Here is a 22,665-nt window from a genome sequence, read left to right as displayed (position 1 = left end):
GAAACATAAGTGAATATTTTAAGTGCAAAAAACTTGGAAGCAAATTATGAAAAACTTACAGTGTTTCGCGATTTAAATGTGGAAATACAAAAGGGAAAAGTAACGACAATTATAGGTCCAAATGGATGCGGAAAATCGACATTATTAAAAACGATGGGAAGAATTTTAAAACAAAAAAGCGGTAAAGTATATTTACAAGGACAAGATTTAAATACGATTTCAACGAAAGAAATCGCGAAACAGTTAGCTTTGCTTCCGCAAAACCCGATTGCCCCGGGAGAGATTAAGGTAGAAGAGTTGGTTTCTTATGGGCGTTATCCACATCGTAATAACGTGAATAAGTTAACTTCAAAAGATAAAGAAATGATTGATTGGGCATTAGATATTACCAAAACATCAGCGTTTCGAACGAGACAAATTGCGAATTTATCAGGTGGACAAAGACAAAAAGTATGGCTAGCAATGGCCTTAGCGCAAGAGACGGAAGTTTTATTATTAGATGAGCCAACGACATACCTTGATATGTCACACCAATTAGATGTACTGCAAATCGTTGAGAAACTGAATAAAGAACATAATTGTACGGTCGTAATGGTATTACATGATATTAACCACGCAGCTAGATTTTCAGATAAAATTATCGCAATGAAAGAAGGAAACATTATTACAACTGGTAGTCCTATAGAAATTATTACAAACGAGGTGCTAAAAGAGGTATTTCATATCGATGCGCGTGTCATGATAGATCCATATAACGGAGCTCCCGTTTGCTTCGGTTATGATAGTGTATTTCAAGAGGAAAAAGTAGAGATGTATGTAACGAGTTAAGGGGGGATGTGCATAATGAATACTGCTATTGAAAAACAACAAATTATTGTATCTAATACCGAACAGTGGAAAATGTATTCGAAATTAGAGAATCGTGAGTGTCAAATTCATATTTCAAAACCGAAGCAGCCAGCACCGGATTCTGGTTATCCTATTATATATGTATTAGATGGGAACGCCTTTTTCCAAACGTTCCATGAAGCTATTAAAATACAATCGGTAAGAGCAGAAAAAACAGGTGTGTCACCAGCAATTATAGTAGGTATTGGTTATCCAATTGAAGGCGCATTTTCAGGAGAAGAAAGATGTTATGATTTTACACCTTCTGTAGTTTCAAAAGATGCACCTTTAAAACCAGATGGTAAACCGTGGCCTAAAACAGGGGGAGCACATAATTTCTTTACTTTTATTGAAGAAGAATTGAAACCACAAATTGAAAAAAAATTTGAGATTGATAAAGGAAAGCAAACGTTATTTGGACATTCTTTAGGTGGTCTATTTGCTTTACATATACTATTCACAAACGTAAATGCCTTTCAAAATTATTTTATAAGTAGTCCATCTATTTGGTGGAATAACCAATCCGTGCTTGAAAAAGAAAAGAATCTTATAAATGAATTAAACAATGCTAAGGTTGAAACGGGAGTATTCCTTACAGTTGGGTCATTGGAACGAGAGCATATGGTTGTAGGTGCAAACGAATTATCAGAGCGCCTTCTCCAAGTAAAACACGATCAGTTTAGATTTATGTTTTATGAAGCTGAAGGGGAGAATCATGCATCTGTTGTGCCGACTTCTTTAAGTAAAGGATTGAGATTTATTAGTCAAGTGTAGAAGATGTATATGAAAAAAGGTAAGCAATTGCTTACCTTTTTTCATTATTGTTTTATTGCTACGTATCCATCAATTAAAAGGCTTGTGAAAAAGCGATTGATTTGAGTAAATCCACATTCCTCCATGATAGCTAGTAGATTCGTTTCGGAAATAGGAAATATTTCTGTTTCAAAAGAATTTTCAAATCGGTTCCAATCTTCTAATGGAATTTTATTTTGCATCATGTGGTTGCGCCAAGCATTCAATTATGCAGAAAACATACTTGTATGGGGTACACCATTTATTGTAGAGAGAAAGAATGGAGCACCAGGTTTTAAGCGACTACTAATTTCATTAAGAAGCTCTTTTTTCTCCTTAATAGTTGGGATGAAATGAAGAACAAGCATACAAGTAGCAGCGTCAAATAATGGATTGGTTAATAATGAATGGACAGTTCCATGTACAAAGTGAATTTGATTTTGTATGCCTTCGCTTTCAATTCTTTTTTTAGCTAGCTGTAGCATGCTTTCAGATGGATCAACACCTGTAAAAGATAAGTTGCTATTTTGTTTGCCTATTGAGAGAATTTCTTGTCCACCACCAGCACCTATAACTAGTAAATTTGGATTCATATTTTCTTTAGGGAGTGTAGTAAACAAGAAATGATTCATCATTTCATATAGGTTGTAGTAGCCTGGGATTTTACATGGAATTCTTTGTTCATATGAATTTACGGTAGTATCATTCCAATTCATTTTTAACCTCCTAAGTATGTGTATTATAGGTTTATTATGGAATGAAATTATGAAGGGAAACAATCCCGTAAATCTGGGGGGAAGAGGATGTATGAAAAAATAACGAAAGAAATTACAATGGTAGCGAATCGTATAAGTTCTATAAGGACATTTCAAGAGTCATTTCTCCACTTAATACGTAAAGTCATTGATTTTGACGCCGCTTGTTTTACAGCTATAGACCCAATTTCTTTTTTATCTACTGGGGCATTTACGGATGAAAGTGTTGAAAAGATTCATCCACAATTGTTTATGAATGAATTTCTAGAAGATGATTTTAATAAATTTAAATATTTATCAGAACATTATCCTCATGTTGCTTCTCTTAGTATGGTGACAAATGGTGAACAAAAGAAAAGCTCTAGATACCGAAATATTTTAAAACCAGCAAGTTTTGGAGATGAATTAAGGGGCGTTTGTATGAGTAAGGGGAACTGTTTTGGGCATCTTAGTTTATTTCGAGGGAGTACAAGTCCCGCTTTTCATATAGATGATTGTAAGTATTTGGCAACGATAGTCCCAATTGCTGGAGAGGTTTTAAAAAAGGCATTTCCTAAACCTTTTTCAGAAGAGAAGGTAATAGGGACAGGCACGATTATATTAAGTGAGGATTTTAATTTATTATATTGGAATCAAGATGGCAGCGATTGGCTCTCAAATCTTAGAAATTATGAACAGTTAAATATAAAAGAAATACCAAGGCCAATACGTGCGGTTTGTTCGAAAGTAAAGGCTAACGAATATAATGTAGGTTGTATGAATAGAGAAGAAAAAGTTTGTATACCTTTAGCCTATGGACATTTTTTAATCATTCGGGCCAGTAAGTTAGAACGTACAAGTAGTTTTCAGGGTGGTTATGTTGTTCTATTCGAAAGAGCAAGACCGGAAGAAATCTTTCCGCTTATTACGGAAGCGTATAGTTTTACAACACGTGAGAAGCAAGTAATAAGTAAAATTCTTACAGGTATGTCGACAAAGGAATTAGCCTATGAATTTTGTATATCTATATACACGGTACAAGATCATTTAAAATCCATTTTTGAAAAGACTGGGGTAAGTAGTAGAAATGAACTCGTGTGGGAGGTTTTTTCAAGATTTTGTTTTGATGTTGATGAATAAAAATAAAATAAGTCTACAAAAATCACATGAAGTACGGTGGATGAGTTGTAGAATAGGGCTGAAAAAAGGTTATGGATGAAACATTCCATAACCTTTTTTATAAGTAGAATTGTCCTTTTTGAAAGTTTTGTTTCAACTTTTCGTCTAAACAGACAAAAAGTTGTCACAATTCGGTCACAATTAGCATAAACATAAAATAGACGAAATGAACTTACTTCCAAAAGGGCTTGGTTAATTCAATTTATGATTAGTAAAGCTGAAAAAGCGCGGATTTAAAGTTCACTATATTCTCAAGGAGGTAGATCGTATGAAAACTATTCTTGCTATCGCTGGGCTTATTTGGGTTTTATCACATGGCATTCCAATTTATGAAGGAGAACAAATTCGCAGTGCTCTAAATAAAAATTTTAATGAATATCATATCATTGATCGGCAAGATAATGTTGTGACAGTTCGAGTAAATGACTGTTTTCATACGGTAACCGTTGAAGGAACTTCAGTAGTGAATGATACAAAAGTATGTGACCAGCAATAATTATATATAGGAAGAAAAAAGCCTCGATTTAAATGTGTGAAGATTGAGGCTTTTATATTTGTGGGCGAATAATAAGTGGGGAATGGACAATCCCCGCTTATTATTGTTTCATTTTATCCCGCATTAGCTACCCGTAAAAGCTCGATTGGTGAGGGGTGATTAAAGTTTCACCTTATTGAGTTTTGATGGGAGATGAAATGTTTTTTTGAAAAAAAGAAAGGGTATCATATTAATTGAGATTGAGAAGCTAATGATGTGTTAAGAATAATCATAAAGCGAAAATATACTCATATGGGGTATCCTACATAGATATTTGATGATATAATTGGTATACTCATAAAAGCAATTGTTTTATTGGATGAAGAGAAACTTTAAGAAGGTGATAATATGGATCATAAGGACCATGAATCAGTAACACATAGATCAGAAAAAGAAAAAGAACAAATTATAAATAGATTAAAGAGAATTGAAGGCCAAGTCCGTGGTATTCAAAATATGATTGAAAATGATCGTTATTGCGTGGATATTTTAGTTCAAATTTCTGCGATAAATGCAGCGATGAAAAAAGTAGGAATGGGTGTCTTAAAAAATCATACGAGTCATTGTGTTTCAGGAGCTATTAAAAATGGTAATGGTGACGAAGCAATTGAAGAATTAATGACAGTATTTGAACGTTTTTCAAAAGCATAAAAGCCAAGCTAGTATTTGACTAGCTTGGCTTTTGTTTATATAGGAGAAGATATATAAATTCATAATTGGAGCAAAAAAATAAAGATTTCAGAAAAGAATTAAAATCATGATACAAAACCATTGATTACCTTAGGGGGGTATGGTAAGATGTAGTTGTGATTAACAAACAATGAAGAAACAAGAGGAGGATTTTAAATGGAACAGTTAACATTACAAGTTGAAGGTATGTCTTGTGGACATTGTGTAAATTCTATCGAAGGCAGCGTGAAAGAACTAAACGGTGTTGAACAAGTGAAAGTTCAATTATCAGAAGGAACTGTTGAAGTTACTATCGACTCATCAGTTGTAACGTTAAAAGATATCGTTGCTGTAATTGAAGATCAAGGATACGATGTTCAATAATTATTTTTAGATACGGAAATAAATCGTACTTTAAACGAAGTACGATTTATTTTGCTAATAATTATACCTTATAAGGGTATATAGAGGTGAGAGACATGAATGAACAAAAAGAGGCCAATCTTCAAATATCAGGAATGACATGTGCAGCATGTGCAAATAGAATTGAAAAAGGTCTTAAAAAAGTAGAAGGTGTTCAAGATGCAAATGTAAATTTTGCACTTGAAAAAACAAAAATTATATACGATCCAACTAAAACTAATCCGCAACAATTTAAAGAAAAAGTTGAATCGTTAGGATATGGAATTGTAAGTGATAAAGCTGAGTTTACTGTTTCGGGAATGACATGTGCAGCATGTGCGAATAGAGTAGAAAAACGTTTGAATAAGCTAGAAGGTGTGAATAAAGCAACAGTAAATTTTGCTTTAGAATCGGCTACAGTTGACTTTAATCCTGATGAAATTAATGTAAATGAAATGAAGAGCGCGATTACAAAGTTAGGATATAAATTAGAAGTAAAATCAGATGAGCAAGATTCATCAACAGATCACCGCTTAAAAGAAATTGAGCGACAAAAGAAGAAATTTATTATTTCGTTTATTTTATCATTTCCGTTATTGTGGGCAATGGTGAGTCATTTTTCATTTACATCTTTTATTTATTTACCTGATATGCTTATGAACCCTTGGGTGCAGCTAGCTCTTGCAACTCCAGTTCAGTTTATCATTGGTGGGCAGTTTTATGTTGGAGCTTATAAAGCGTTACGTAATAAAAGCGCCAATATGGATGTTCTCGTGGCACTTGGAACGTCTGCAGCATATTTCTACAGTGTGTATTTAAGTATTAGGTCGATTGGTTCTTCGGAACATATGACAGACTTGTATTTTGAAACGAGTGCAGTACTTATTACATTAATTATTTTAGGTAAATTATTTGAGGCGAAAGCAAAAGGACGCTCGTCAGAAGCAATTAAAAAATTAATGGGACTACAGGCGAAAACCGCTACTGTTGTACGAGATGGAACAGAAATAAAAATTTTAATCGAAGAAGTGGTAGCCGGTGATATCGTTTATGTGAAACCAGGGGAAAAAATCCCGGTAGACGGGGAAATTGTAGAAGGAAAGTCAGCAATAGATGAATCGATGTTAACAGGCGAGAGTATTCCGGTTGATAAAACAATTGGGGATGTAGTAATCGGTTCTACAATAAATAAAAATGGCTTTTTAAAAGTGAAAGCAACTAAGGTAGGAAGAGATACTGCATTAGCTCAAATTATTAAAGTAGTAGAAGAGGCTCAAGGTTCAAAAGCTCCTATTCAAAGGGTAGCAGATCAAATTTCAGGTATTTTCGTACCGGTTGTAGTTGTGATTGCTATTATCACATTTGCAGTGTGGATGCTATTTGTTACACCTGGTGATTTTGGCGGAGCACTTGAGAAAATGATAGCAGTACTTGTTATCGCTTGTCCGTGTGCTTTAGGTCTTGCGACACCTACATCTATTATGGCTGGATCAGGAAGATCAGCTGAATACGGTATTTTATTTAAAGGTGGAGAGCATTTAGAAGCAACGCATCGATTAGATACGATTATTTTAGATAAAACGGGTACAGTGACAAATGGAAAGCCGGTATTAACGGATATAATTGTAGCAGATGGATTTGAAGAGAAGGAAATATTAAAATTAGTCGGTGCAGCAGAAAAAAATTCTGAACACCCACTTGCAGAAGCGATTGTAGAAGGAATTAAAGAAAAGAAAATTGTTATCCCAAGTTCAGAAACATTTGAAGCGATTCCGGGATTCGGCATCGAATCAGTTGTAGAAGGGAAACAATTATTAATTGGTACACGTCGATTAATGAAGAAATTCGATATTGATATTGAAGAAGTTTCTAAATCGATGGAAGCGCTAGAACGAGAAGGAAAAACAGCAATGCTTATTGCGATTAATAAAGAATATGCTGGTATAGTGGCTGTTGCGGATACTGTAAAAGATACTTCAAAAGCAGCTATCGCAAGACTTAAGAAAATGGGTCTAGACGTTGTTATGATTACAGGAGATAATACACAAACTGCTCAGGCAATCGCTAAGCAAGTTGGTATTGATCACGTAATTGCAGAAGTATTACCAGAAGGAAAAGCAGAAGAAGTGAAAAAACTGCAAGCGCAAGGTAAGAAAGTAGCAATGGTTGGAGATGGAATAAATGATGCTCCTGCACTGGCTACGGCGGATATCGGTATGGCAATTGGAACCGGAACGGATGTAGCGATGGAAGCGGCAGATATTACGTTAATCCGTGGTGATTTAAATAGTATTGCTGATGCAATTTTTATGAGTAAAATGACGATTAGAAATATTAAGCAAAATCTATTCTGGGCGTTAGCTTATAACGGCCTAGGAATTCCAATTGCGGCGCTCGGTTTCTTAGCACCTTGGGTTGCAGGTGCAGCAATGGCATTTAGCTCTGTATCAGTCGTATTAAATGCATTAAGATTACAAAGAGTTAAATTGAAATCTTAAACACTTTTAGCTATAAAGCGAATTTAATATGCTTTTTTACAATAAACAATACTTTGTATAAGTATTGTTTATTGTTCGTTTAGAAGGAAAAGTCGATATAATATAGAAAGAGCAGAAGTAGAATCATATATAGTGGAAGAAACTGCTTCGAAAATAAACACGAAATAATTATCCGGATAACCGAAATAAAAGAGTTAGTTTGATAAGGAGTTTTACATATGTTTAAAGATATTAAAATTAGAACATTCCAGAAAGAGGATTTAGAGCAAGTATTACAATTGTTCTATGAAACGGTTCATACGGTGAATGCAAAAGATTATAACGAGTTACAGCTACAGGCGTGGGCCCCAGAGCGACTAGATAGAGAGAGATGGCTACAGTCTTTAGAAAAGAATATTTGTTACGTTGCTGATTATATAGGTGTGATAGTGGGATTTGGGGATTATAATGATGATCATTACGTAGATCGCTTATTTACGCATAAAGATTATCAAGGAAAAAGGATAGCATCATACATACTACAGAAGTTAGAAAAAGAAGCAGTGAACTTGCAGCATAGGGATATATATACAGAGGCGAGTATTACAGCAAAACCTTTCTTTGAAAGCAAAGGTTTTATTTGCATAAAGGAACAAAATAAGCAGCATAATGGTCAGATTTTTATTAATTATGTCATGAAAAAAATAGCCTTCTCATAAATGAGAAGGCTATTTTTCATTATTTTACAGCTTCTTTTAGTTCTTTACCAGCTTTAAAAGCAGGTACTTTAGAAGCTGCGATTTGCATTTCTTCACCCGTTTGTGGGTTACGGCCTGTACGAGCAGCTCTTTCACGAACTTCGAATGTACCGAATCCGATAAGTTGTACTTTTTCGCCAGCAGCTAAAGAGTTAGTGATTGATTCTACTACAGTTTGTAAAACTACAGTAGCTTCTTTTTGAGAAATCTCAGCGTTTTGTGCTACGTTTTTAATTAATTCTGTCTTATTCATGTTTTTCACCTCATATGTAAATAATGCTATTTAAGTTGTTATTATAACGTATAAAACATTCGAGAACAAGTGTACGTACATATATTCGCAAAAAAAATGAAATTTGTAATATTTTTTAGGACCAATTTATAGACATTCAATTTAAGCGGATACAGATTTTTTCTTTAATGCAGTTTGCTCTTTATTGGAAGGTAGTTTCTTATTATAAGACATGAAATAAGGTAATGCTACAAATAACATACCCCCTACTAAGTTTCCGAAGAAAACAAAAATGAAGTTTGGAAAATATTCAACCCAAGTTAAATGACCAGAAAAAATTGCAGCTGGGATGACAAACATATTGGCTACAACGTGTTGAAATCCAATCGCAACAAAAGTCATAACAGGGAACCAAATACCGACAATCTTTCCGATAAATTCTTTACTTCCCATACTGAGCCAAACCGCTAAACAAACGAGCCAATTACACCCGATTGCAGAAATGAAGGCTTGCAGTGGTGTATCTTGTAGTTTAGCTTGTGCAATAGAAACTGTTTTTGCTAAAAAAGCTCCCTCCGTTAAGCCGACGATATGACCAAAAAAATAAGCGACGAATATAGCACCTATGAAGTTGCTAAACGTAACAATAACTAAATTTCGTATGAAGTGAAATAAGTCGATTTTTTTGTGAAGCCATGCCATTGAAACGGTCATCATGTTGCCAGTTACTAATTCACCGCCTGCAAGGATAACGAGTATAAGACCGATAGGGAATACGGCAGCACCTAAAAAGCTAGTAAATGATCCCCAAGATTTTGGCATTGTTCCGATAACATGGATATCAAGTAAATATCCTAATGCTATGAAAGCACCACCAAAAAAACCGAGAATTAGCATAGGGAGCAATGATAAATGAGCTTTTTTTCTTCCAGAATTAGCAGCAAGTTCCGTAATTTCTTCTGGTGTAAATACAGACATGAATAACCTCTCCTTAATAGAATGATGGAATGAATAGAAGAAACATTTTAAAGAATCTATGTATGATAAAAAAATGATATGACTTCTGTATAAATTTGTCAAAGTGAATGGGGATGAAATTGGATATAACGAACATTGTTCATGTTGTCACATTAATGTAACAATAAGGATTTAAAGTGATTTTAGAGGTGAAAACATGAATACGCATCATGTAAAAAAAGAACGAAAAAAATCAATCGTAAAGATATTTATTATTAGTTTCATAAGTATATTAATGATACCAGTAAGTTTGTATTTCTATGCGACTGAAATAGAAAGAAGACTAGTAACAGTTACGTGGAATGAAATAGAAGCTCCTACAATTCCTAAAGAGTTTAATAATAAAAAAATATTGCAGTTCTCAGATTTACATTTAGGACCAGATTTTACATTGAAACAACTAGAAAATTTGGTGGAGAAGATGAATGAATTACATCCAGATATAGTAGTTTTTACAGGAGATTTAATAGATAAGTTTGGATCCTATAGTGCGGAAAGAGAAGAAGCAAAGGTTATTTTGCAGAAAATTAAAGCTCCCCTAGGAAAATATGCTGTGTTTGGGAATCATGATAGAGGTGGGGGCGGTAGTTTATTTTACAAAAAGTATATGGAGGAAGCTGGTTTTTCTGTGTTAGTAAATGAAGTGCAGAAAATTAAAGGGGAAAACGGCAAGTATATTACAATATCAGGTTTGGATGATTTTTTATTAGGGAAGCCACAAATAGACTCGACTTTAAAAAACTTAAGACAACAAGATTTCAATATGCTATTAATACATGAGCCGGATGTTGTAGATAAAGTATCTCGTTATCCAGTCGATTTTCAAATGTCAGGACATAGTCACGGAGGACAAGTTCAAATTCCTTTTGTAGGTCCTTTAATTACTACAAAACTAGCTGAGAGTCATGTTGAAGGTATGTATGAATTAGAAGGGAAGAGTAAGCTGTTACATTTATACGTAAATCGTGGTATTGGGACAACCCGAATGCCTGTTAGATTTTTGAGTGTACCGGAACTTTCACTATTTGTATTGAAGCAAAGTAGTGACTGAAGTAGAACGTTTAATATTTTGAAGAATTAAGAGTACTTTTAAAGAAAGTTCTCTTTTTTTATTGATTAAATACAGAATATTATGTATTTTTTTATTTAAACTGTTAAAAAGAAAGGGGAATTTCTATGATAGAAACATGGCATAAAGAATTGGAAAGTTTATATAATCAAATGGTTTCGTGGCGAAGAGATTTTCATCAATACCCAGAGCTATCGTTTCAAGAAATAGAAACACCGAAAAAAATAGCTGAAATTTTAAAAAGTTTTCATATTGATGTGAAAACAGATGTCGGGGGAAGAGGGGTAATCGGCGTAATTGAAGGTGGAATACCTGGGAAGACGATGGCGCTACGTGCTGATTTTGATGCACTACCTATTCAAGATGAAAAGAAAGTTTCATATAAATCAAAGGTTCCTGGTGTAATGCACGCTTGTGGCCATGATGGACATACAGCAACACTTTTAGGAGTTGCAAAAATATTAAGTGATAACAGAGACCAACTTTCAGGAAAAATAGTCCTTATTCATCAACATGCAGAAGAGAAAGAGCCTGGCGGAGCAATTGCCATGATTGAGGATGGTTGTTTAGAAGGAGTAGATGTTGTTTTTGGTACACATTTATCTTCTCAGATGCCTTTAGGAATTGTTGGAACGAAAGCTGGAGCAATGATGGCGGCAGCTGATACTTTTGAAGTGAAGATTCAAGGGCGAGGTGGTCACGGCGGTATGCCACATCATACTGTAGATGCTATTATCGTTGCAACACAAGTTATTAATCAGTTGCAACTTTTAGTGAGTAGAAAAGTCGATCCACTTCAATCAGCAGTTTTAACAGTTGGTACATTCCATGCCGGGCAAGCCGATAATATTATTGCGGATACTGCTACGTTTACAGGAACCATTCGAACGTTAGATCCTGAAGTGAGAGAATATATGGAGAAGGAATTTAGACGAGTTGTTGAGGGGATTTGTCAGTCCCTTCATGCTGAAGTTAATATTCAATATAAACGAGGCTATCCAATATTAATAAATCATGTAGCTGAAACACGTCATTTTATGACGGTTGCGGAACACGATCTTGGCAAAGAAAGGGTCATGGAAGTACCACCTATTATGGGCGGAGAAGATTTTGCATACTACTTAGAACATGTTCCAGGAGCATTTTTCTTCACAGGTGCCGGTAATGAAGAAATAGGGGCAACATATCCACACCATCATCCTCAATTCGATTTTGATGAACGTGCGATGTTGGTTGGTGGGAAGTTGCTTTTAAGTCTTGTGAATAGTTATTCAAGAGATGGAAAAGAATTTCTTCATCATGTAGAAGTGAAAAAGTAATTTACATAAATAAAAAACAACAATAGGTCATATAAAACCTATTGTTGTTTTTTATTATTTTTGCAAGGAAAGACTATCAAAATATGTTCTATAGTTATTAGAGAATTCAAAGTTGTTTTTTGCATCCCAATTAATAGACCAAGACATTAGGCCACGGAATGCAGGATAGCCACTCTGATTTGAAAGTTTATACTTTCCTCCGAAAGGAATTCCTTTAATGATATAATCTAAAGCTTTTTTCATTTCAGTTGGAGAAATATATCCGCCACTTGGAGCGGCCGCTGGTGCTGCAGGAAGTCCAATCATGACTTGATCCGAACGAAGAGGCGGGAAAATGTTATTTGCATTACCACCTACAGGAAAACCATGTAAGAGCATATCTGCCATAGCGACTTCGTAGTCTGCAGTACCTTGATTGTAGTTATTACCGTCCATTCCAATCCCGCTACCAGCGTTGTAGTGTTGAACGTGAATGTATGTTAGTTTGTCTTTCACTCCGTAAATAATCGGTAAATATGCACCCCAGATGCTTCCATATGCGCTATAGCCGCCTTGAACATAAGCTGTTTCAGGAGCCATGCTTAATAGGAAATCTGGACCGTAATGGTCTGAAATCGTTCGAATTGCTGAGATAAGATTCACGATTTGAGGAGTTGTTGGGTTTTTAAAATTAGTGTCATTACCGTTTAAGTAAATACCTGATTCAAGGTCAATATCTATTCCATCAAAACCGTATTTATCGATTAGAGATTGTATGGAATTAATAAAACGTTGTTTAGCAGCATTGTCAGGAAGTAAAACGACCCCATTTTGTCCACCTATTGAAAGAACTACTTTTTTTCCTTTACTTTTTAAATAGGAAATATCAGATTTGAATTCTGCATCTGTACCATACACAGGGGAAAATTCAACAGTGGAACGATCACCACCAGTTTCACCGAAAGATACATTTATTACATCCCATTTTGGTGAAACATCTTTTAATTTAATAATGCCAGTACCGTTATCAAAGTTATGCCAATATCCAACGAGTAATTTTGACCCTAAATTGTTTGCTGCTTGTGCTTGAAAGGGAGCTAGCGGTAGCAGTAAGAAAATTACTAAAGTACAACAAATGAATTTAAACTTGTTTAACATATCAACACTCCTATACAAAAAGTTGTCTAGATGTATAATCTTGTTTATTTAATAATATCTGAAAATTCATTCTTTTGTAAGGTGACTATAATTTTCTCAACAATTGTGTATGGGAAATTATTAAACCTAATGAAATAATTTTTGAAGGAGGTCGAATTACGATTGTTAAATTCAGAATATTTTGATATATTTTAAAGTATAGGATAAGATTTTTCGCATAATACTCTTACATAAATTTCAAAATTAAGTTTGGAAGGGGATGTACAAGAGTTGGATAAAAATCTTAAGAAAGACCTCAAAATACGCCACATTACAATGATTTCCATTGGTGGCGTAATAGGAGCTGGTTTGTTTGTTGGAAGTGGTGCGGTTGTGCATTCAGCAGGTCCAGGTTCTATCGTTTCATATGCATTAGCAGGACTTCTAGTTATTTTCGTTATGAGAATGCTAGGAGAAATGGCAGCTATTAATCCGACAAGTGGTTCATTTGCAACATATGCAAGAGAGGCAATTGGTCCATGGGCAGGTTATACAATTGGGTGGCTATATTGGTTTTTCTGGGTAATTGTTATTGCAATAGAAGCTACAGCAGGTGCTGGTATTATTCAATACTGGATTCCAGAAATCCCACTCTGGTTATTAAGCTTAATATTAACGATTTTATTAACGTTGACGAATGTTTTCTCGGTGAAATCATTTGGAGAATTTGAATATTGGTTTTCATTTATTAAAGTAATAAGTATTGTTTTGTTCCTTTGTCTTGGACTAGCTGTTATTTTAGGATTTGTACCAGGAACGGAAGCGCCTGGCACTTCGAATCTGGTAGGTCAAGGAGGATTTATGCCAAATGGTATAAGTTCGGTGTTACTTGGAATCACCGTCGTTATATTTTCATTTATGGGATCTGAGATTGTTGCAGTGGCCGCTGGAGAGTCTGCCGAACCTGTAAAGGCAGTCAAAACAGCAACAAATAGTGTAATTTGGCGTATTCTCGTATTTTTCATTGGATCGATCGCTGTAGTTGTTACACTCCTTCCTTGGAATTCGGCGAACATACTAAAAAGCCCATTTGTAGCGGTACTGGAACATATAGGGATACCAGCGGCAGCGCAAATTATGAATTTTATCGTTTTAACAGCTGTACTTTCTTGTTTAAATTCGGGTTTATATACGAACTCAAGAATGCTTTTTTCAATGGCAGAAAGAGGAGATGCGCCAAAGGCATTTTTGAAATTGAATAGTAGTGGTGTTCCAGTTCGGGCGGTTTTATTTGGAACTTTCTTTGCTTACATTGGAGTTGTTTTTAGTTACATATCTCCAGATAAAGTATTTTTATTTTTAGTGAATGCATCTGGCGGGATTGCGTTACTCGTTTATCTCGTTATAGCAGTTTCACATTTCAAGATACGTAAAAAAATGGGGAAAGCGGAACAACAAAATTTGAAAGTGAAAATGTGGCTTTTTCCATATGTAACATATGTTACAATTGCTGCGATTATAGCAGTTTTAGTTGTCATGCTCGCAATTGAATCTTTACGTTCACAAGCGCTTTTAACAATGCTTGTTACTGTTCTTATAATAATTTCTTATTTTATTTTTAATAGAAACAAAAATAGTACATTGTTGAATCCTAAAAGTAAGAATGAGGAATCTGTTCGATTCTAATTTCTTGTTTTAGAAGAGAGTTACACCCAATCATTGCTATAAAAGAATCATATATAATCATAGAAACAAGTAATTACTATTGTCATAGTGAATATAAACTTTTTTCTTGACTTTTTATATAAAGGCGAGCAAAATGGTAAAAAAGGAAGGGGGGATGACGATGGAAGAGTACGTATTAGAGCTGTATAACTTTTTATATACGACAGAATGGCAAGATATTGTTTCATTTCTAGGAATAATGTTTTGTATGAAAATTGTAATTGTATATATGGAAGAGCAAGGTATGTTCTATTCCTTCTCATCTCCGTTCGATGTGCAGCGCGAGCCGTTGCCAAACTATGCCAAGGTAAATTACGAACAATTTCCTTTTGTGATTTTCTTTATGATTCGATTTATAACAGCAATTGTAAAGAAAAAGGAAAGTGACGATGAAGAGTGCCACTCAACTTGTAATATAGCGACTGCTTTTTAAGCTAAATACAAGGAGGAGATTTATATGTGGTTTCGATTTCTTATGATTGGTTTCTTTTCATTAACGGCAATTTCATTAATGGGATATCAAGTGTCTGAAATATATCAAGCGTATAGCAGTACGTTTTTTAACAAAAACTAATCGCATTGCTATTTGAATAATAAAGCGATAAAATCCCTCTTAAGAAGTATTGTTAAGAAGGATTTTTTCTTTGCCCTGTCTTACTGTGTCAAACTATTGTCACATTTACACCGTGAATAATATGTTAAAATAGTGAGGTTAATTATACATATTTGAAAGAAGAGGAGTGACCAATTTGGTGGATCAATCAACGAATCAGAAAAGCTATGCTCCTATTGTGATAACGCTTTCTGTAATTGTAAATGCGATTATTTTGTTTTTGTTCTTTGGACCTGTTGGCTATGAAGGGGAAGTACATTTTGATGTAACTATCTTACCAATGTTAAACGCAATTTTTAATAGTTTTACGTTTGTATTTTTATTAGCAGCTTTATACTCTATTATTAAAAAGAATGTAAAGATGCACCGTGGTTTTATTCTTGCAGCATTTACAACGACTTTATTATTTTGTGTGTCATATTTATCGTACCATTACTTGGCACCGGCAACACATTTCGGTGGAGAAGGATTCATTAAATATGTGTATTTCATCATTTTAATTACACATATTATCCTTGCGGCGATTATTGTACCCCTTGCATTGTTCGCACTTGTATTTGGTTTTACGAATCAATTAACACGTCACCGTAAAATTGTACGTTGGACGATGCCGATTTGGTTATATGTAAGTTTATCTGGTGTTATTGTTTACTTAATGATCTCACCTTATTATCAATAAAAAAATCTCAGCCTGTAGGCTGAGATTTTTTATTAGGCAAATATTTTTGTGAAATGAAAAAATTGTGGTATACCAAAGTATAGTTGCTTTTTATATAGAAGGGATGGTAAAGGTATATGCAAAATTTTGTATTTCGTAATCCGACAAAACTTATTTTTGGTAAAGGACAGTTAGAGCAGTTAAAAACGGAAATTCCACAGTTCGGTAAAAAAGTTCTTCTCGTGTATGGAGGAGGCAGCATTAAAAGAAATGGTATTTATGATAATGTAATTTCTATTTTAAAGGATATAAATGCGGAAGTATTTGAATTGACAGGTGTTGAACCAAATCCACGTGTATCAACTGTAAAGAAAGGGATTCAAATTTGTAAAGATAATGGTATTGAATTTATTTTAGCAGTTGGTGGGGGAAGTGTAATTGACTGTACGAAAGCAATTGCAGCTGGTAGTAAGTACGATGGAGATGTATGGGATATTGTAACGAAAAAAGCATTTGCTAGCGAGGCGTTACCATTTGGTACTGTGCTTACGCTTGCAGCAACAGGATCTGAAATGAATGCAGGATCTGTAATTACAAACTGGGAAACGAATGAAAAGTACGGCTGGGGCAGTCCAGTTACATTCCCTCAGTTTTCAATTTTAGATCCACTACATACTTCGTCTGTGCCGAGAGATCAAACGATTTATGGTATGGTCGATATTATGTCGCACGTATTAGAGCAATATTTCCATCACGGCATGAATACAGAATTACAAGATCGTTATTGTGAATCTGTTTTAAGAACAGTAATTGAAACAGCTCCTAAGCTTTTAAGTGATCTAGAAAATTATGAGCATAGGGAAACAATTTTATATTGCGGTACTATGGCGTTAAACGGCATTTTAGCGATGGGAGTAAAAGGAGACTGGGCAACTCATAATATTGAGCATGCAGTTTCTGCTGTTCATGACATACCGCATGGGGGCGGACTCGCGATTCTATTCCCAAATTGGATGAAGCATGTTATAGATGAAAATGTGAGTCGCTTTAAACAGTTCGCTATTCGTGTATTCGATGTAGAAACAGATGGGAAGACAGATAAAGAGGTTGCATTAGAGGGAATTGAGGTGTTACGTCAATTTTGGACTTCAATTGAAGCTCCAGTAACATTAGCTGATTACGCTATTAGAGAAAGTGAAATTGACTTAATGGCGGATAAAGCGATGGCTTATGGTGAATTCGGTAACTTTAAAAAATTAAATAAAGACGATGTTTTAAGTATATATAAAGCTTCTTTATAAGTGAATCGAAAAAAGAAACCCATTTGATATAACAATCAAATGGGTTTCTTTTTTGTTGTCTATAACCGTTTGTGACTGGTTTTGATTATTTATGAATGTTTATGGTTGATTTTTGTGATCGTTTTCATTATACTGTAATCAAAGAAGAGGTGAATAAAATGTTAACTCCTGAACGTCATCAAATGATATTGCAACTTGTAAAAGAGCAGAAGGTTGTTAAATTACAGCAATTAGTGGAAAGAACAGAAAGCTCTGAATCAACAATTCGTCGTGATTTAGCGCAATTGGAAAAGCAAAGGTTATTAAAAAGAGTTCATGGTGGTGCCTCTGTTTTAACAGGAAAAGGACAAGAGCCAACGATGGTTGAAAAATCATCCAAAAACATTCAAATAAAACAACAAATTGCCAAGTATGCCGCTAGCATTGTTGAACAAGGTGATTGCGTTTATTTAGATGCAGGAAGTACAACATTTGAAATGATTCCATTTTTAATAAACAAAGATGTTACTGTCGTAACGAATGGACTTATGCATATTGAAGCTTTAGTTGAAAATAATATTCGTGCGTATTTACTAGGCGGGATGATGAAGAGTAGGACGAAAGCTTTAATTGGTGCTATGGCACAGGAAAGTATGCAGAAGTATCGCTTCGATAAATCTTTTTTAGGAGCGAATGGTGTACACGAACAGCTTGGTTTTACAACACCAGATCCAGAAGAAGCGCTCTTGAAGCAACTGGCATTAACATTAGCAAATGAAGGATATTTCTTAATTGATGAAAGTAAGTTTTCAGAAGTTGCATTTGCAAAAATTGCAAATGTTGAAGATGCAAGTATTATTACAAACCATTTAGAAATTGATTTAGAAAAATATAGAAGACAAACAAATGTGATTGAGGCTGATAAACAATGATCTATACAGTTACTTTAAACCCATCTATTGATTATGTAGTACAAGTTAATTCTTTCGATTTAGGAACAGTAAATCGAGCAGAGAAAGATATGAAGTTTCCTGGAGGGAAAGGGATTAATGTTTCTCGCGTTCTTCATCGTTTAGGTGTCGAAAATGTAGCGCTTGGATTTACGGGTGGATTTACCGGTCAATTTATTAAAGGTGTATTACATGATGAAGGTGTAACAACAAACTTCGTCCAAGTAGGTGGAGATTCTCGAATTAATGTGAAAATAAAAGGGCAAGAAGAAACGGAGTTAAATGGACAGGGTCCTATTGTGACAAATGAGCAATTTGAACAATTGATGAAAAAAATCGAAAGTATGCAATCTGGAGATTGTGTTGTACTAGCTGGAAGTGTACCAGCTTCTATTCCAAATACCTTTTATGAATCAATCGCAGCGTTTGGAGCCGAAAAAGGTATTCGTGTAGTAGTAGATGCAAGTGGAAGTGCACTGCAGCATGTAACTAAAAATAAGCCATTTTTAATAAAGCCAAATCATCATGAACTTGGTGAGTTATTCGGAGTGGAGCTTTCAACAGTAGAAGACATTTTACCGTATGGAAGAAAATTAATCGAACAAGGTGTAGAGCACGTTATCGTATCAATGGCAGGAGATGGAGCTTTATTATTTACGGCAGAAGGTATATATGAAGCAACTGTTCCAAAAGGTGTTGTTATTAATTCGGTTGGGGCAGGAGATTCTCTCGTTGCTGGATTTGTAGGTAAATATGAACAGACAAAAGATATTGAAAAAGCATTTCAATATGGTGTTGCAACAGGAAGTGCAACAGCATTTTCGGCGGATTTATGTACAAAGGAAAAAGTAGAAGAATTATTGTCGCAAGTAATTGTAGCTAAGCGATAGGGGGAAGCAACATATGAAAATTACAGAACTATTAAAAAGGGATACAGTCATTATGGATTTGACAGCTTCAAATAAAGAAGCTGTCATAGATGAATTAGTTGAGAAATTAAATGGTGCTAATCGTCTAAATAGTAAAGCTGAATTTAAAGAAGCTATTCTAAAGCGGGAGTCACAAAGTACAACTGGAATTGGTGAAGGTATTGCTATACCTCATGCGAAGACGAATGCCGTTAAACAACCATCGATTTGTTTTGGTAGAAGTGTAAGCGGTATCAACTATGAGTCGCTTGATGGACAGCCTGCACATCTGTTTTTTATGATTGCTGCAAGCGAAGGCGCGAATAATACGCATTTAGAAACGTTGTCTCGTCTTTCTACATTATTAATGGATGAAGGGTTTCGTAAGCAATTATTAGAAGCAAAGGATGAAGAGGAGCTACTTCGTTTATTTGATGAAAAAGAGAATGAAAAAGAAGACGAAGTTGAAGTAGCAAAGCCGGAAGGGAATGAGCCATACGTATTAGCTGTTACAGCTTGTCCAACTGGTATCGCTCACACATATATGGCTGCGGATAGTTTAAAAGCAAAAGCAGCAGAGTTAGGAATAGCGATTAAAGTTGAAACGAATGGATCAACAGGTGTTAAAAACGATTTAACGAAAGAGGACATTGAACGCGCAACGGCTATTATTGTAGCTGCAGATAAACAAGTAGAAATGAATCGTTTTGCTGGGAAGCATGTCATTCAAGTACCAGTCGCCGACGGGATTAGAAAAACTGAAATCCTTCTTAATCGAGCTATAAAACAAGATGCACCAATCTTTAAAGGTGTAAAAGAGGATGGGAAGGCAGAAAATGTAGAGAAAGAAAAAGGGCTAGGAATTTATAAGCATTTAATGAGCGGTGTAAGTAATATGCTTCCATTCGTTGTTGGTGGCGGAATTTTAATTGCATTAGCATTTATGTTCGGTGGAATTAAGGCGGAAGGTCCTATTGCTGAAATATTAATGAATATTGGCGGTGGAGAAAAAGGAGCCTTTTTATTCCTTGTACCAATCTTAGCTGGATTTATTGCGAGTTCTATTGCTGATCGACCTGGTTTTATGCCTGGCGTTGTTGGTGGATTTTTAGCAGCACATGCGAATGCTGGATTTTTAGGTGGATTAATTGCTGGTTTCTTAGCTGGATATGTTGTTTTAGGATTGAAAAGATTATTTTCAGGATTACCAGTACAGTTAGAAGGAATTAAACCTGTTTTGTTATATCCAGTCTTTGGATTATTGATTACAGGAGTTGTAATGCAAAAAGTAGTAAACCCGCCTGTAGTAGCATTAAATGAAATGTTAACAGGATGGTTAAATGGTTTGAACGGTACGAATGCTATATTATTAGGTCTTATTTTAGGTGGTATGATGGCAATTGATATGGGTGGTCCAATTAATAAAGCGGCATTTACATTTGGTATTGCTGCAATAGAAGCACAGAATTTTGGAGTGCACTCAGCAGTTATGGCTGGTGGTATGGTACCGCCACTTGCGATTGCATTCGCAACCACATTCTTTAAAACAAAATTTACAGAAGCAGAACGTAAATCTGGTTTAACAAATTATATTATGGGAGCATCGTTTATTACAGAAGGTGCGATTCCATTTGCAGCTGCCGATCCGGTTCGAGTAATAGTAAGTTGTGTTGTTGGTTCAAGTATCGCGGGTGCCTTATCTATGTTATTCCAAATTACATTGCCGGCACCGCATGGTGGATTGTTTGTTATCGCATTAGTGAATAAACCGTTGCTATACATTTTCTCTATATTAATTGGGACGATTGTTTCAGCTATTATGATAGGTGTTTGGAAGAAGAAAGTTAAATAAAAGATAAAAAGGGACAGCTAATAGGAGTTGTTCCTTTTTCGTTACAAAAAGTAATTTAATAATTGGATTATGATGGATTTTGGTAAAAGATGTAATGAAAAGTGATTTTTTTGTAACAAAAAAGTAATACTGTAATTTTTTCTGGAAAAAAATTCTTATGCTAATTTGTGAGAAATATATGAAAACTATTGCTGATTTTGGTAGAAATACAATTCTTTAATATGGAAATTTATGTTACAAATCATTAATCGTTTATTACGAATGCTTTGTAATTGTGTGATTTTCGAAATTCTACAAAAAACTGTTGCTATAATGAGAACACGAAAACAAAGCAAATGGAGGCTATTCATGAAAAAATTATTAGGTATAGCAACAGCAGCAGTTTTTGGTCTTGGGATTTTTGCAGGTTCTGCTAAAGCGGAAACGATTGTAACAACAGATGTATTAAACGTTAGAGAAAACCCAACTGTAGAATCAAAACTTGTAGGTAAAATGTTAAGTGGAAATAAATTAGATGTTATAAATACAGAAAACGGATGGTCCAAAATTAAATTAGATGGTAAAGAAGCTTTTGTAAGTGCCGAGTTTACGAAAAGTTCTTATTATGTAACAGCAAACGTATTAAACATTCGTGCTGGAGCGAATACTGATTCAGAAATTCTTGGCACGCTTAAAAAAGATGACTTGATTGAAACGACAAATCAAGTACAAAACGAATGGTTACAATTCGAATATGGCGGGAAAGCGGTGTATGTTCACATACCATTTTTAACAGGTACAGCACCTGTTATTGAAAGAAAAGAAGTTCCAGCTCAAGATGAAGCGCCAACTAAGGTGAAAACGGCGGTTAAAAATGATACATCAGTTAAGGAGAAAGCGCTGGCTAAAAATGATACGGCAGTTAATGGAAAAGAATCAGTTAAAAGTGGAGCATCAAGTAAACCAGTAGCGCAAGCGAAGCCGGCAACTAAGCCAGTGGCGAAATCTACTGAAACAAGTGAACCTGCTGGTCGTGAAATAACAGTAGAAGCGACAGCTTACACAGCTCACCCGAGTGAAAATGGCACATATGGTGGTCGTGTGTTAACAGCGATGGGGCATGATTTAACAGCGAATCCAAATATGAAAGTTATTGCTGTTGATCCGAAAGTAATTCCTCTCGGATCAAAAGTGTGGGTGGAAGGATATGGAGAAGCGATTGCTGGAGATACTGGTGGCGCGATTAAAGGAAACCGTATTGATGTTTTAGTTGGTTCAGATAGCACTGCTGATAGTTGGGGTCGTAAATCCGTTAAAGTGAAAGTTATAAAATAATTTATTAAAATAAAAAACGGCTGCTTGAAATGAACTGTACCCTATAAAATGGACAGTTTAATAAAAAAGCCCTGAAAAATCAAGCACTTAAAAGGTGGTTCCGATATTCGATCGGAGCCATCTTTTTTAATGTCCACTGATAACGATTATAATTATACTCCTCCATATAATCCTTTAT

Annotated in this window: 22 protein-coding genes and 1 pseudogene; 18 read left to right on the top strand and 5 right to left on the bottom strand. The window is 35.0% G+C overall.

The genetic code is table 11. The features are described 5' to 3' along the window. The first annotated feature begins 9 nt into the window (after window positions 1–9). Window positions 10–828, top strand: coding sequence for an ABC transporter ATP-binding protein (locus AC1DKZ_RS00115; RefSeq protein WP_219303370.1), 819 nt, complete (start codon window positions 10–12; stop codon window positions 826–828). Window positions 829–843: 15 nt separating this feature from the next. After that, a complete protein-coding gene (locus AC1DKZ_RS00110; protein WP_476995486.1) occupies window positions 844–1,662 on the top strand; it encodes an alpha/beta hydrolase in 819 nt (272 codons plus the stop codon). 44 nt (window positions 1,663–1,706) lie between these two features. On the opposite strand, the pseudogene AC1DKZ_RS00105 reads toward AC1DKZ_RS00110, so the two are convergent. After that, window positions 1,707–2,396, bottom strand: a pseudogene (locus AC1DKZ_RS00105) (class I SAM-dependent methyltransferase). Between the two features lie 87 nt (window positions 2,397–2,483). On the opposite strand from AC1DKZ_RS00105, the gene AC1DKZ_RS00100 reads away from it, so the two are divergent. The 6 genes from AC1DKZ_RS00100 (at window position 2,484) to AC1DKZ_RS00075 (ending at window position 8,395) form a co-directional block, all read left to right on the top strand. Continuing rightward, on the top strand, window positions 2,484–3,554 hold the full coding sequence (locus AC1DKZ_RS00100) for a helix-turn-helix transcriptional regulator (protein WP_476995485.1): 1,071 nt from the start codon (window positions 2,484–2,486) through the stop codon (window positions 3,552–3,554). A gap of 307 nt (window positions 3,555–3,861) precedes the next feature. Continuing rightward, a complete protein-coding gene (locus tag AC1DKZ_RS00095; protein WP_000849103.1) occupies window positions 3,862–4,089 on the top strand; it encodes a hypothetical protein in 228 nt (75 codons plus the stop codon). A 387-nt stretch (window positions 4,090–4,476) separates the two neighbouring features. Next, window positions 4,477–4,779, top strand: a complete 303-nt coding sequence (locus AC1DKZ_RS00090) for a metal-sensing transcriptional repressor (RefSeq protein ID WP_002014668.1) — start codon at window positions 4,477–4,479, stop codon at window positions 4,777–4,779. 195 nt (window positions 4,780–4,974) lie between these two features. Continuing rightward, window positions 4,975–5,181: a copper chaperone CopZ gene (gene copZ, locus AC1DKZ_RS00085; RefSeq protein ID WP_002066751.1), complete on the top strand. Its 207-nt coding sequence runs from the start codon at window positions 4,975–4,977 to the stop codon at window positions 5,179–5,181. Between the two features lie 95 nt (window positions 5,182–5,276). Further along, window positions 5,277–7,697, top strand: a complete 2,421-nt coding sequence (locus AC1DKZ_RS00080; protein WP_476995484.1) for a heavy metal translocating P-type ATPase — start codon at window positions 5,277–5,279, stop codon at window positions 7,695–7,697. Between the two features lie 218 nt (window positions 7,698–7,915). Continuing rightward, a complete protein-coding gene (locus tag AC1DKZ_RS00075) occupies window positions 7,916–8,395 on the top strand; it encodes a GNAT family N-acetyltransferase (protein WP_476995483.1) in 480 nt (159 codons plus the stop codon). A 19-nt stretch (window positions 8,396–8,414) separates the two neighbouring features. Here the strand turns inward: AC1DKZ_RS00075 and AC1DKZ_RS00070 are convergent, their stop codons facing one another. Both AC1DKZ_RS00070 and AC1DKZ_RS00065 read right to left on the bottom strand, forming a co-directional pair. Beyond that, complete coding sequence (locus AC1DKZ_RS00070; RefSeq protein WP_002033657.1) at window positions 8,415–8,687, bottom strand: HU family DNA-binding protein; 273 nt, start codon at window positions 8,685–8,687, stop codon at window positions 8,415–8,417. 141 nt (window positions 8,688–8,828) lie between these two features. Further along, a complete protein-coding gene (locus tag AC1DKZ_RS00065; protein ID WP_476995482.1) occupies window positions 8,829–9,644 on the bottom strand; it encodes a formate/nitrite transporter family protein in 816 nt (271 codons plus the stop codon). A gap of 196 nt (window positions 9,645–9,840) precedes the next feature. Between AC1DKZ_RS00065 and AC1DKZ_RS00060 the strand changes: the two genes are divergently transcribed. Together AC1DKZ_RS00060 and AC1DKZ_RS00055 are read left to right on the top strand one after the other, a co-directional pair. Continuing rightward, a complete protein-coding gene (locus AC1DKZ_RS00060) occupies window positions 9,841–10,734 on the top strand; it encodes a metallophosphoesterase (protein WP_002087972.1) in 894 nt (297 codons plus the stop codon). Between the two features lie 125 nt (window positions 10,735–10,859). Continuing rightward, entirely contained in the window at window positions 10,860–12,071 is a 1,212-nt protein-coding gene (locus AC1DKZ_RS00055) for a M20 metallopeptidase family protein (protein ID WP_002167780.1), read from the top strand. Between the two features lie 54 nt (window positions 12,072–12,125). Here the strand turns inward: AC1DKZ_RS00055 and AC1DKZ_RS00050 are convergent, their stop codons facing one another. Continuing rightward, window positions 12,126–13,208: a chitinase gene (locus AC1DKZ_RS00050; RefSeq protein WP_002087965.1), complete on the bottom strand. Its 1,083-nt coding sequence runs from the start codon at window positions 13,206–13,208 to the stop codon at window positions 12,126–12,128. Window positions 13,209–13,478: 270 nt separating this feature from the next. Between AC1DKZ_RS00050 and gabP the strand changes: the two genes are divergently transcribed. The 8 genes from gabP to AC1DKZ_RS00010 all read left to right on the top strand — a co-directional run bounded on the left by gabP (window position 13,479) and on the right by AC1DKZ_RS00010 (window position 22,487). Then, a complete protein-coding gene (gene gabP / locus AC1DKZ_RS00045; protein WP_404448084.1) occupies window positions 13,479–14,873 on the top strand; it encodes a GABA permease in 1,395 nt (464 codons plus the stop codon). 133 nt (window positions 14,874–15,006) lie between these two features. Further along, window positions 15,007–15,345, top strand: coding sequence for a hypothetical protein (locus AC1DKZ_RS00040; RefSeq protein WP_078175321.1), 339 nt, complete (start codon window positions 15,007–15,009; stop codon window positions 15,343–15,345). A 316-nt stretch (window positions 15,346–15,661) separates the two neighbouring features. Continuing rightward, window positions 15,662–16,204 carry a DUF420 domain-containing protein gene (locus tag AC1DKZ_RS00035; protein WP_000228316.1) on the top strand — a complete coding sequence of 181 codons (543 nt, stop codon included), beginning with the start codon at window positions 15,662–15,664 and terminating at the stop codon, window positions 16,202–16,204. A gap of 116 nt (window positions 16,205–16,320) precedes the next feature. After that, window positions 16,321–17,484, top strand: a complete 1,164-nt coding sequence (locus AC1DKZ_RS00030; protein WP_219303364.1) for an iron-containing alcohol dehydrogenase — start codon at window positions 16,321–16,323, stop codon at window positions 17,482–17,484. A 158-nt stretch (window positions 17,485–17,642) separates the two neighbouring features. Further along, window positions 17,643–18,395 (top strand): DeoR/GlpR family DNA-binding transcription regulator, encoded by a 753-nt coding sequence (locus AC1DKZ_RS00025; RefSeq protein WP_219303363.1) that lies wholly within the window; start codon window positions 17,643–17,645, stop codon window positions 18,393–18,395. Further along, window positions 18,392–19,303, top strand: a complete 912-nt coding sequence (gene pfkB / locus AC1DKZ_RS00020) for a 1-phosphofructokinase (RefSeq protein ID WP_219303362.1) — start codon at window positions 18,392–18,394, stop codon at window positions 19,301–19,303. The genes AC1DKZ_RS00025 and pfkB overlap by 4 nt, the downstream gene beginning before the upstream one ends. A gap of 13 nt (window positions 19,304–19,316) precedes the next feature. Beyond that, on the top strand, window positions 19,317–21,173 hold the full coding sequence (locus AC1DKZ_RS00015) for a PTS fructose transporter subunit IIABC (protein ID WP_476995481.1): 1,857 nt from the start codon (window positions 19,317–19,319) through the stop codon (window positions 21,171–21,173). A gap of 348 nt (window positions 21,174–21,521) precedes the next feature. Then, the gene (locus AC1DKZ_RS00010; RefSeq protein ID WP_476995480.1) at window positions 21,522–22,487 is read left to right on the top strand and encodes an SH3 domain-containing protein; all 966 of its coding nucleotides are present in this window, start codon (window positions 21,522–21,524) and stop codon (window positions 22,485–22,487) included. Window positions 22,488–22,566: 79 nt separating this feature from the next. On the opposite strand, the gene AC1DKZ_RS00005 is transcribed toward AC1DKZ_RS00010, so the two are convergent. Next, complete coding sequence (locus AC1DKZ_RS00005) at window positions 22,567–22,653, bottom strand: IS3 family transposase (protein WP_078030485.1); 87 nt, start codon at window positions 22,651–22,653, stop codon at window positions 22,567–22,569. Between the last annotated feature and the right edge of the window lie 12 nt (window positions 22,654–22,665).

The sequence above is a fragment of the Bacillus sp. 05T21 genome (assembly GCF_056396785.1).
This window is presented reverse-complemented; position numbering and strand designations above follow the sequence as displayed.

What these genes read in the sequence shown, in the direction of transcription:
- AC1DKZ_RS00110 (WP_476995486.1), top strand. Translation starts at nt 844, where the DNA reads ATGAATACTGCTATTGAAAAACAACAAATTATTGTATCTAATACCGAA.
- AC1DKZ_RS00100 (WP_476995485.1), top strand. Translation starts at nt 2,484, where the DNA reads ATGTATGAAAAAATAACGAAAGAAATTACAATGGTAGCGAATCGTATA.
- AC1DKZ_RS00095 (WP_000849103.1), top strand. Translation starts at nt 3,862, where the DNA reads ATGAAAACTATTCTTGCTATCGCTGGGCTTATTTGGGTTTTATCACAT.
- AC1DKZ_RS00090 (WP_002014668.1), top strand. Translation starts at nt 4,477, where the DNA reads ATGGATCATAAGGACCATGAATCAGTAACACATAGATCAGAAAAAGAA.
- copZ (WP_002066751.1), top strand. Translation starts at nt 4,975, where the DNA reads ATGGAACAGTTAACATTACAAGTTGAAGGTATGTCTTGTGGACATTGT.
- AC1DKZ_RS00080 (WP_476995484.1), top strand. Translation starts at nt 5,277, where the DNA reads ATGAATGAACAAAAAGAGGCCAATCTTCAAATATCAGGAATGACATGT.
- AC1DKZ_RS00075 (WP_476995483.1), top strand. Translation starts at nt 7,916, where the DNA reads ATGTTTAAAGATATTAAAATTAGAACATTCCAGAAAGAGGATTTAGAG.
- AC1DKZ_RS00070 (WP_002033657.1), bottom strand. Translation starts at nt 8,687, where the DNA reads ATGAATAAGACAGAATTAATTAAAAACGTAGCACAAAACGCTGAGATT.
- AC1DKZ_RS00065 (WP_476995482.1), bottom strand. Translation starts at nt 9,644, where the DNA reads ATGTCTGTATTTACACCAGAAGAAATTACGGAACTTGCTGCTAATTCT.
- AC1DKZ_RS00060 (WP_002087972.1), top strand. Translation starts at nt 9,841, where the DNA reads ATGAATACGCATCATGTAAAAAAAGAACGAAAAAAATCAATCGTAAAG.
- AC1DKZ_RS00055 (WP_002167780.1), top strand. Translation starts at nt 10,860, where the DNA reads ATGATAGAAACATGGCATAAAGAATTGGAAAGTTTATATAATCAAATG.
- AC1DKZ_RS00050 (WP_002087965.1), bottom strand. Translation starts at nt 13,208, where the DNA reads ATGTTAAACAAGTTTAAATTCATTTGTTGTACTTTAGTAATTTTCTTA.
- AC1DKZ_RS00040 (WP_078175321.1), top strand. Translation starts at nt 15,007, where the DNA reads ATGGTAAAAAAGGAAGGGGGGATGACGATGGAAGAGTACGTATTAGAG.
- AC1DKZ_RS00030 (WP_219303364.1), top strand. Translation starts at nt 16,321, where the DNA reads ATGCAAAATTTTGTATTTCGTAATCCGACAAAACTTATTTTTGGTAAA.
- AC1DKZ_RS00025 (WP_219303363.1), top strand. Translation starts at nt 17,643, where the DNA reads ATGTTAACTCCTGAACGTCATCAAATGATATTGCAACTTGTAAAAGAG.
- pfkB (WP_219303362.1), top strand. Translation starts at nt 18,392, where the DNA reads ATGATCTATACAGTTACTTTAAACCCATCTATTGATTATGTAGTACAA.
- AC1DKZ_RS00015 (WP_476995481.1), top strand. Translation starts at nt 19,317, where the DNA reads ATGAAAATTACAGAACTATTAAAAAGGGATACAGTCATTATGGATTTG.
- AC1DKZ_RS00010 (WP_476995480.1), top strand. Translation starts at nt 21,522, where the DNA reads ATGAAAAAATTATTAGGTATAGCAACAGCAGCAGTTTTTGGTCTTGGG.
- AC1DKZ_RS00005 (WP_078030485.1), bottom strand. Translation starts at nt 22,653, where the DNA reads ATGGAGGAGTATAATTATAATCGTTATCAGTGGACATTAAAAAAGATG.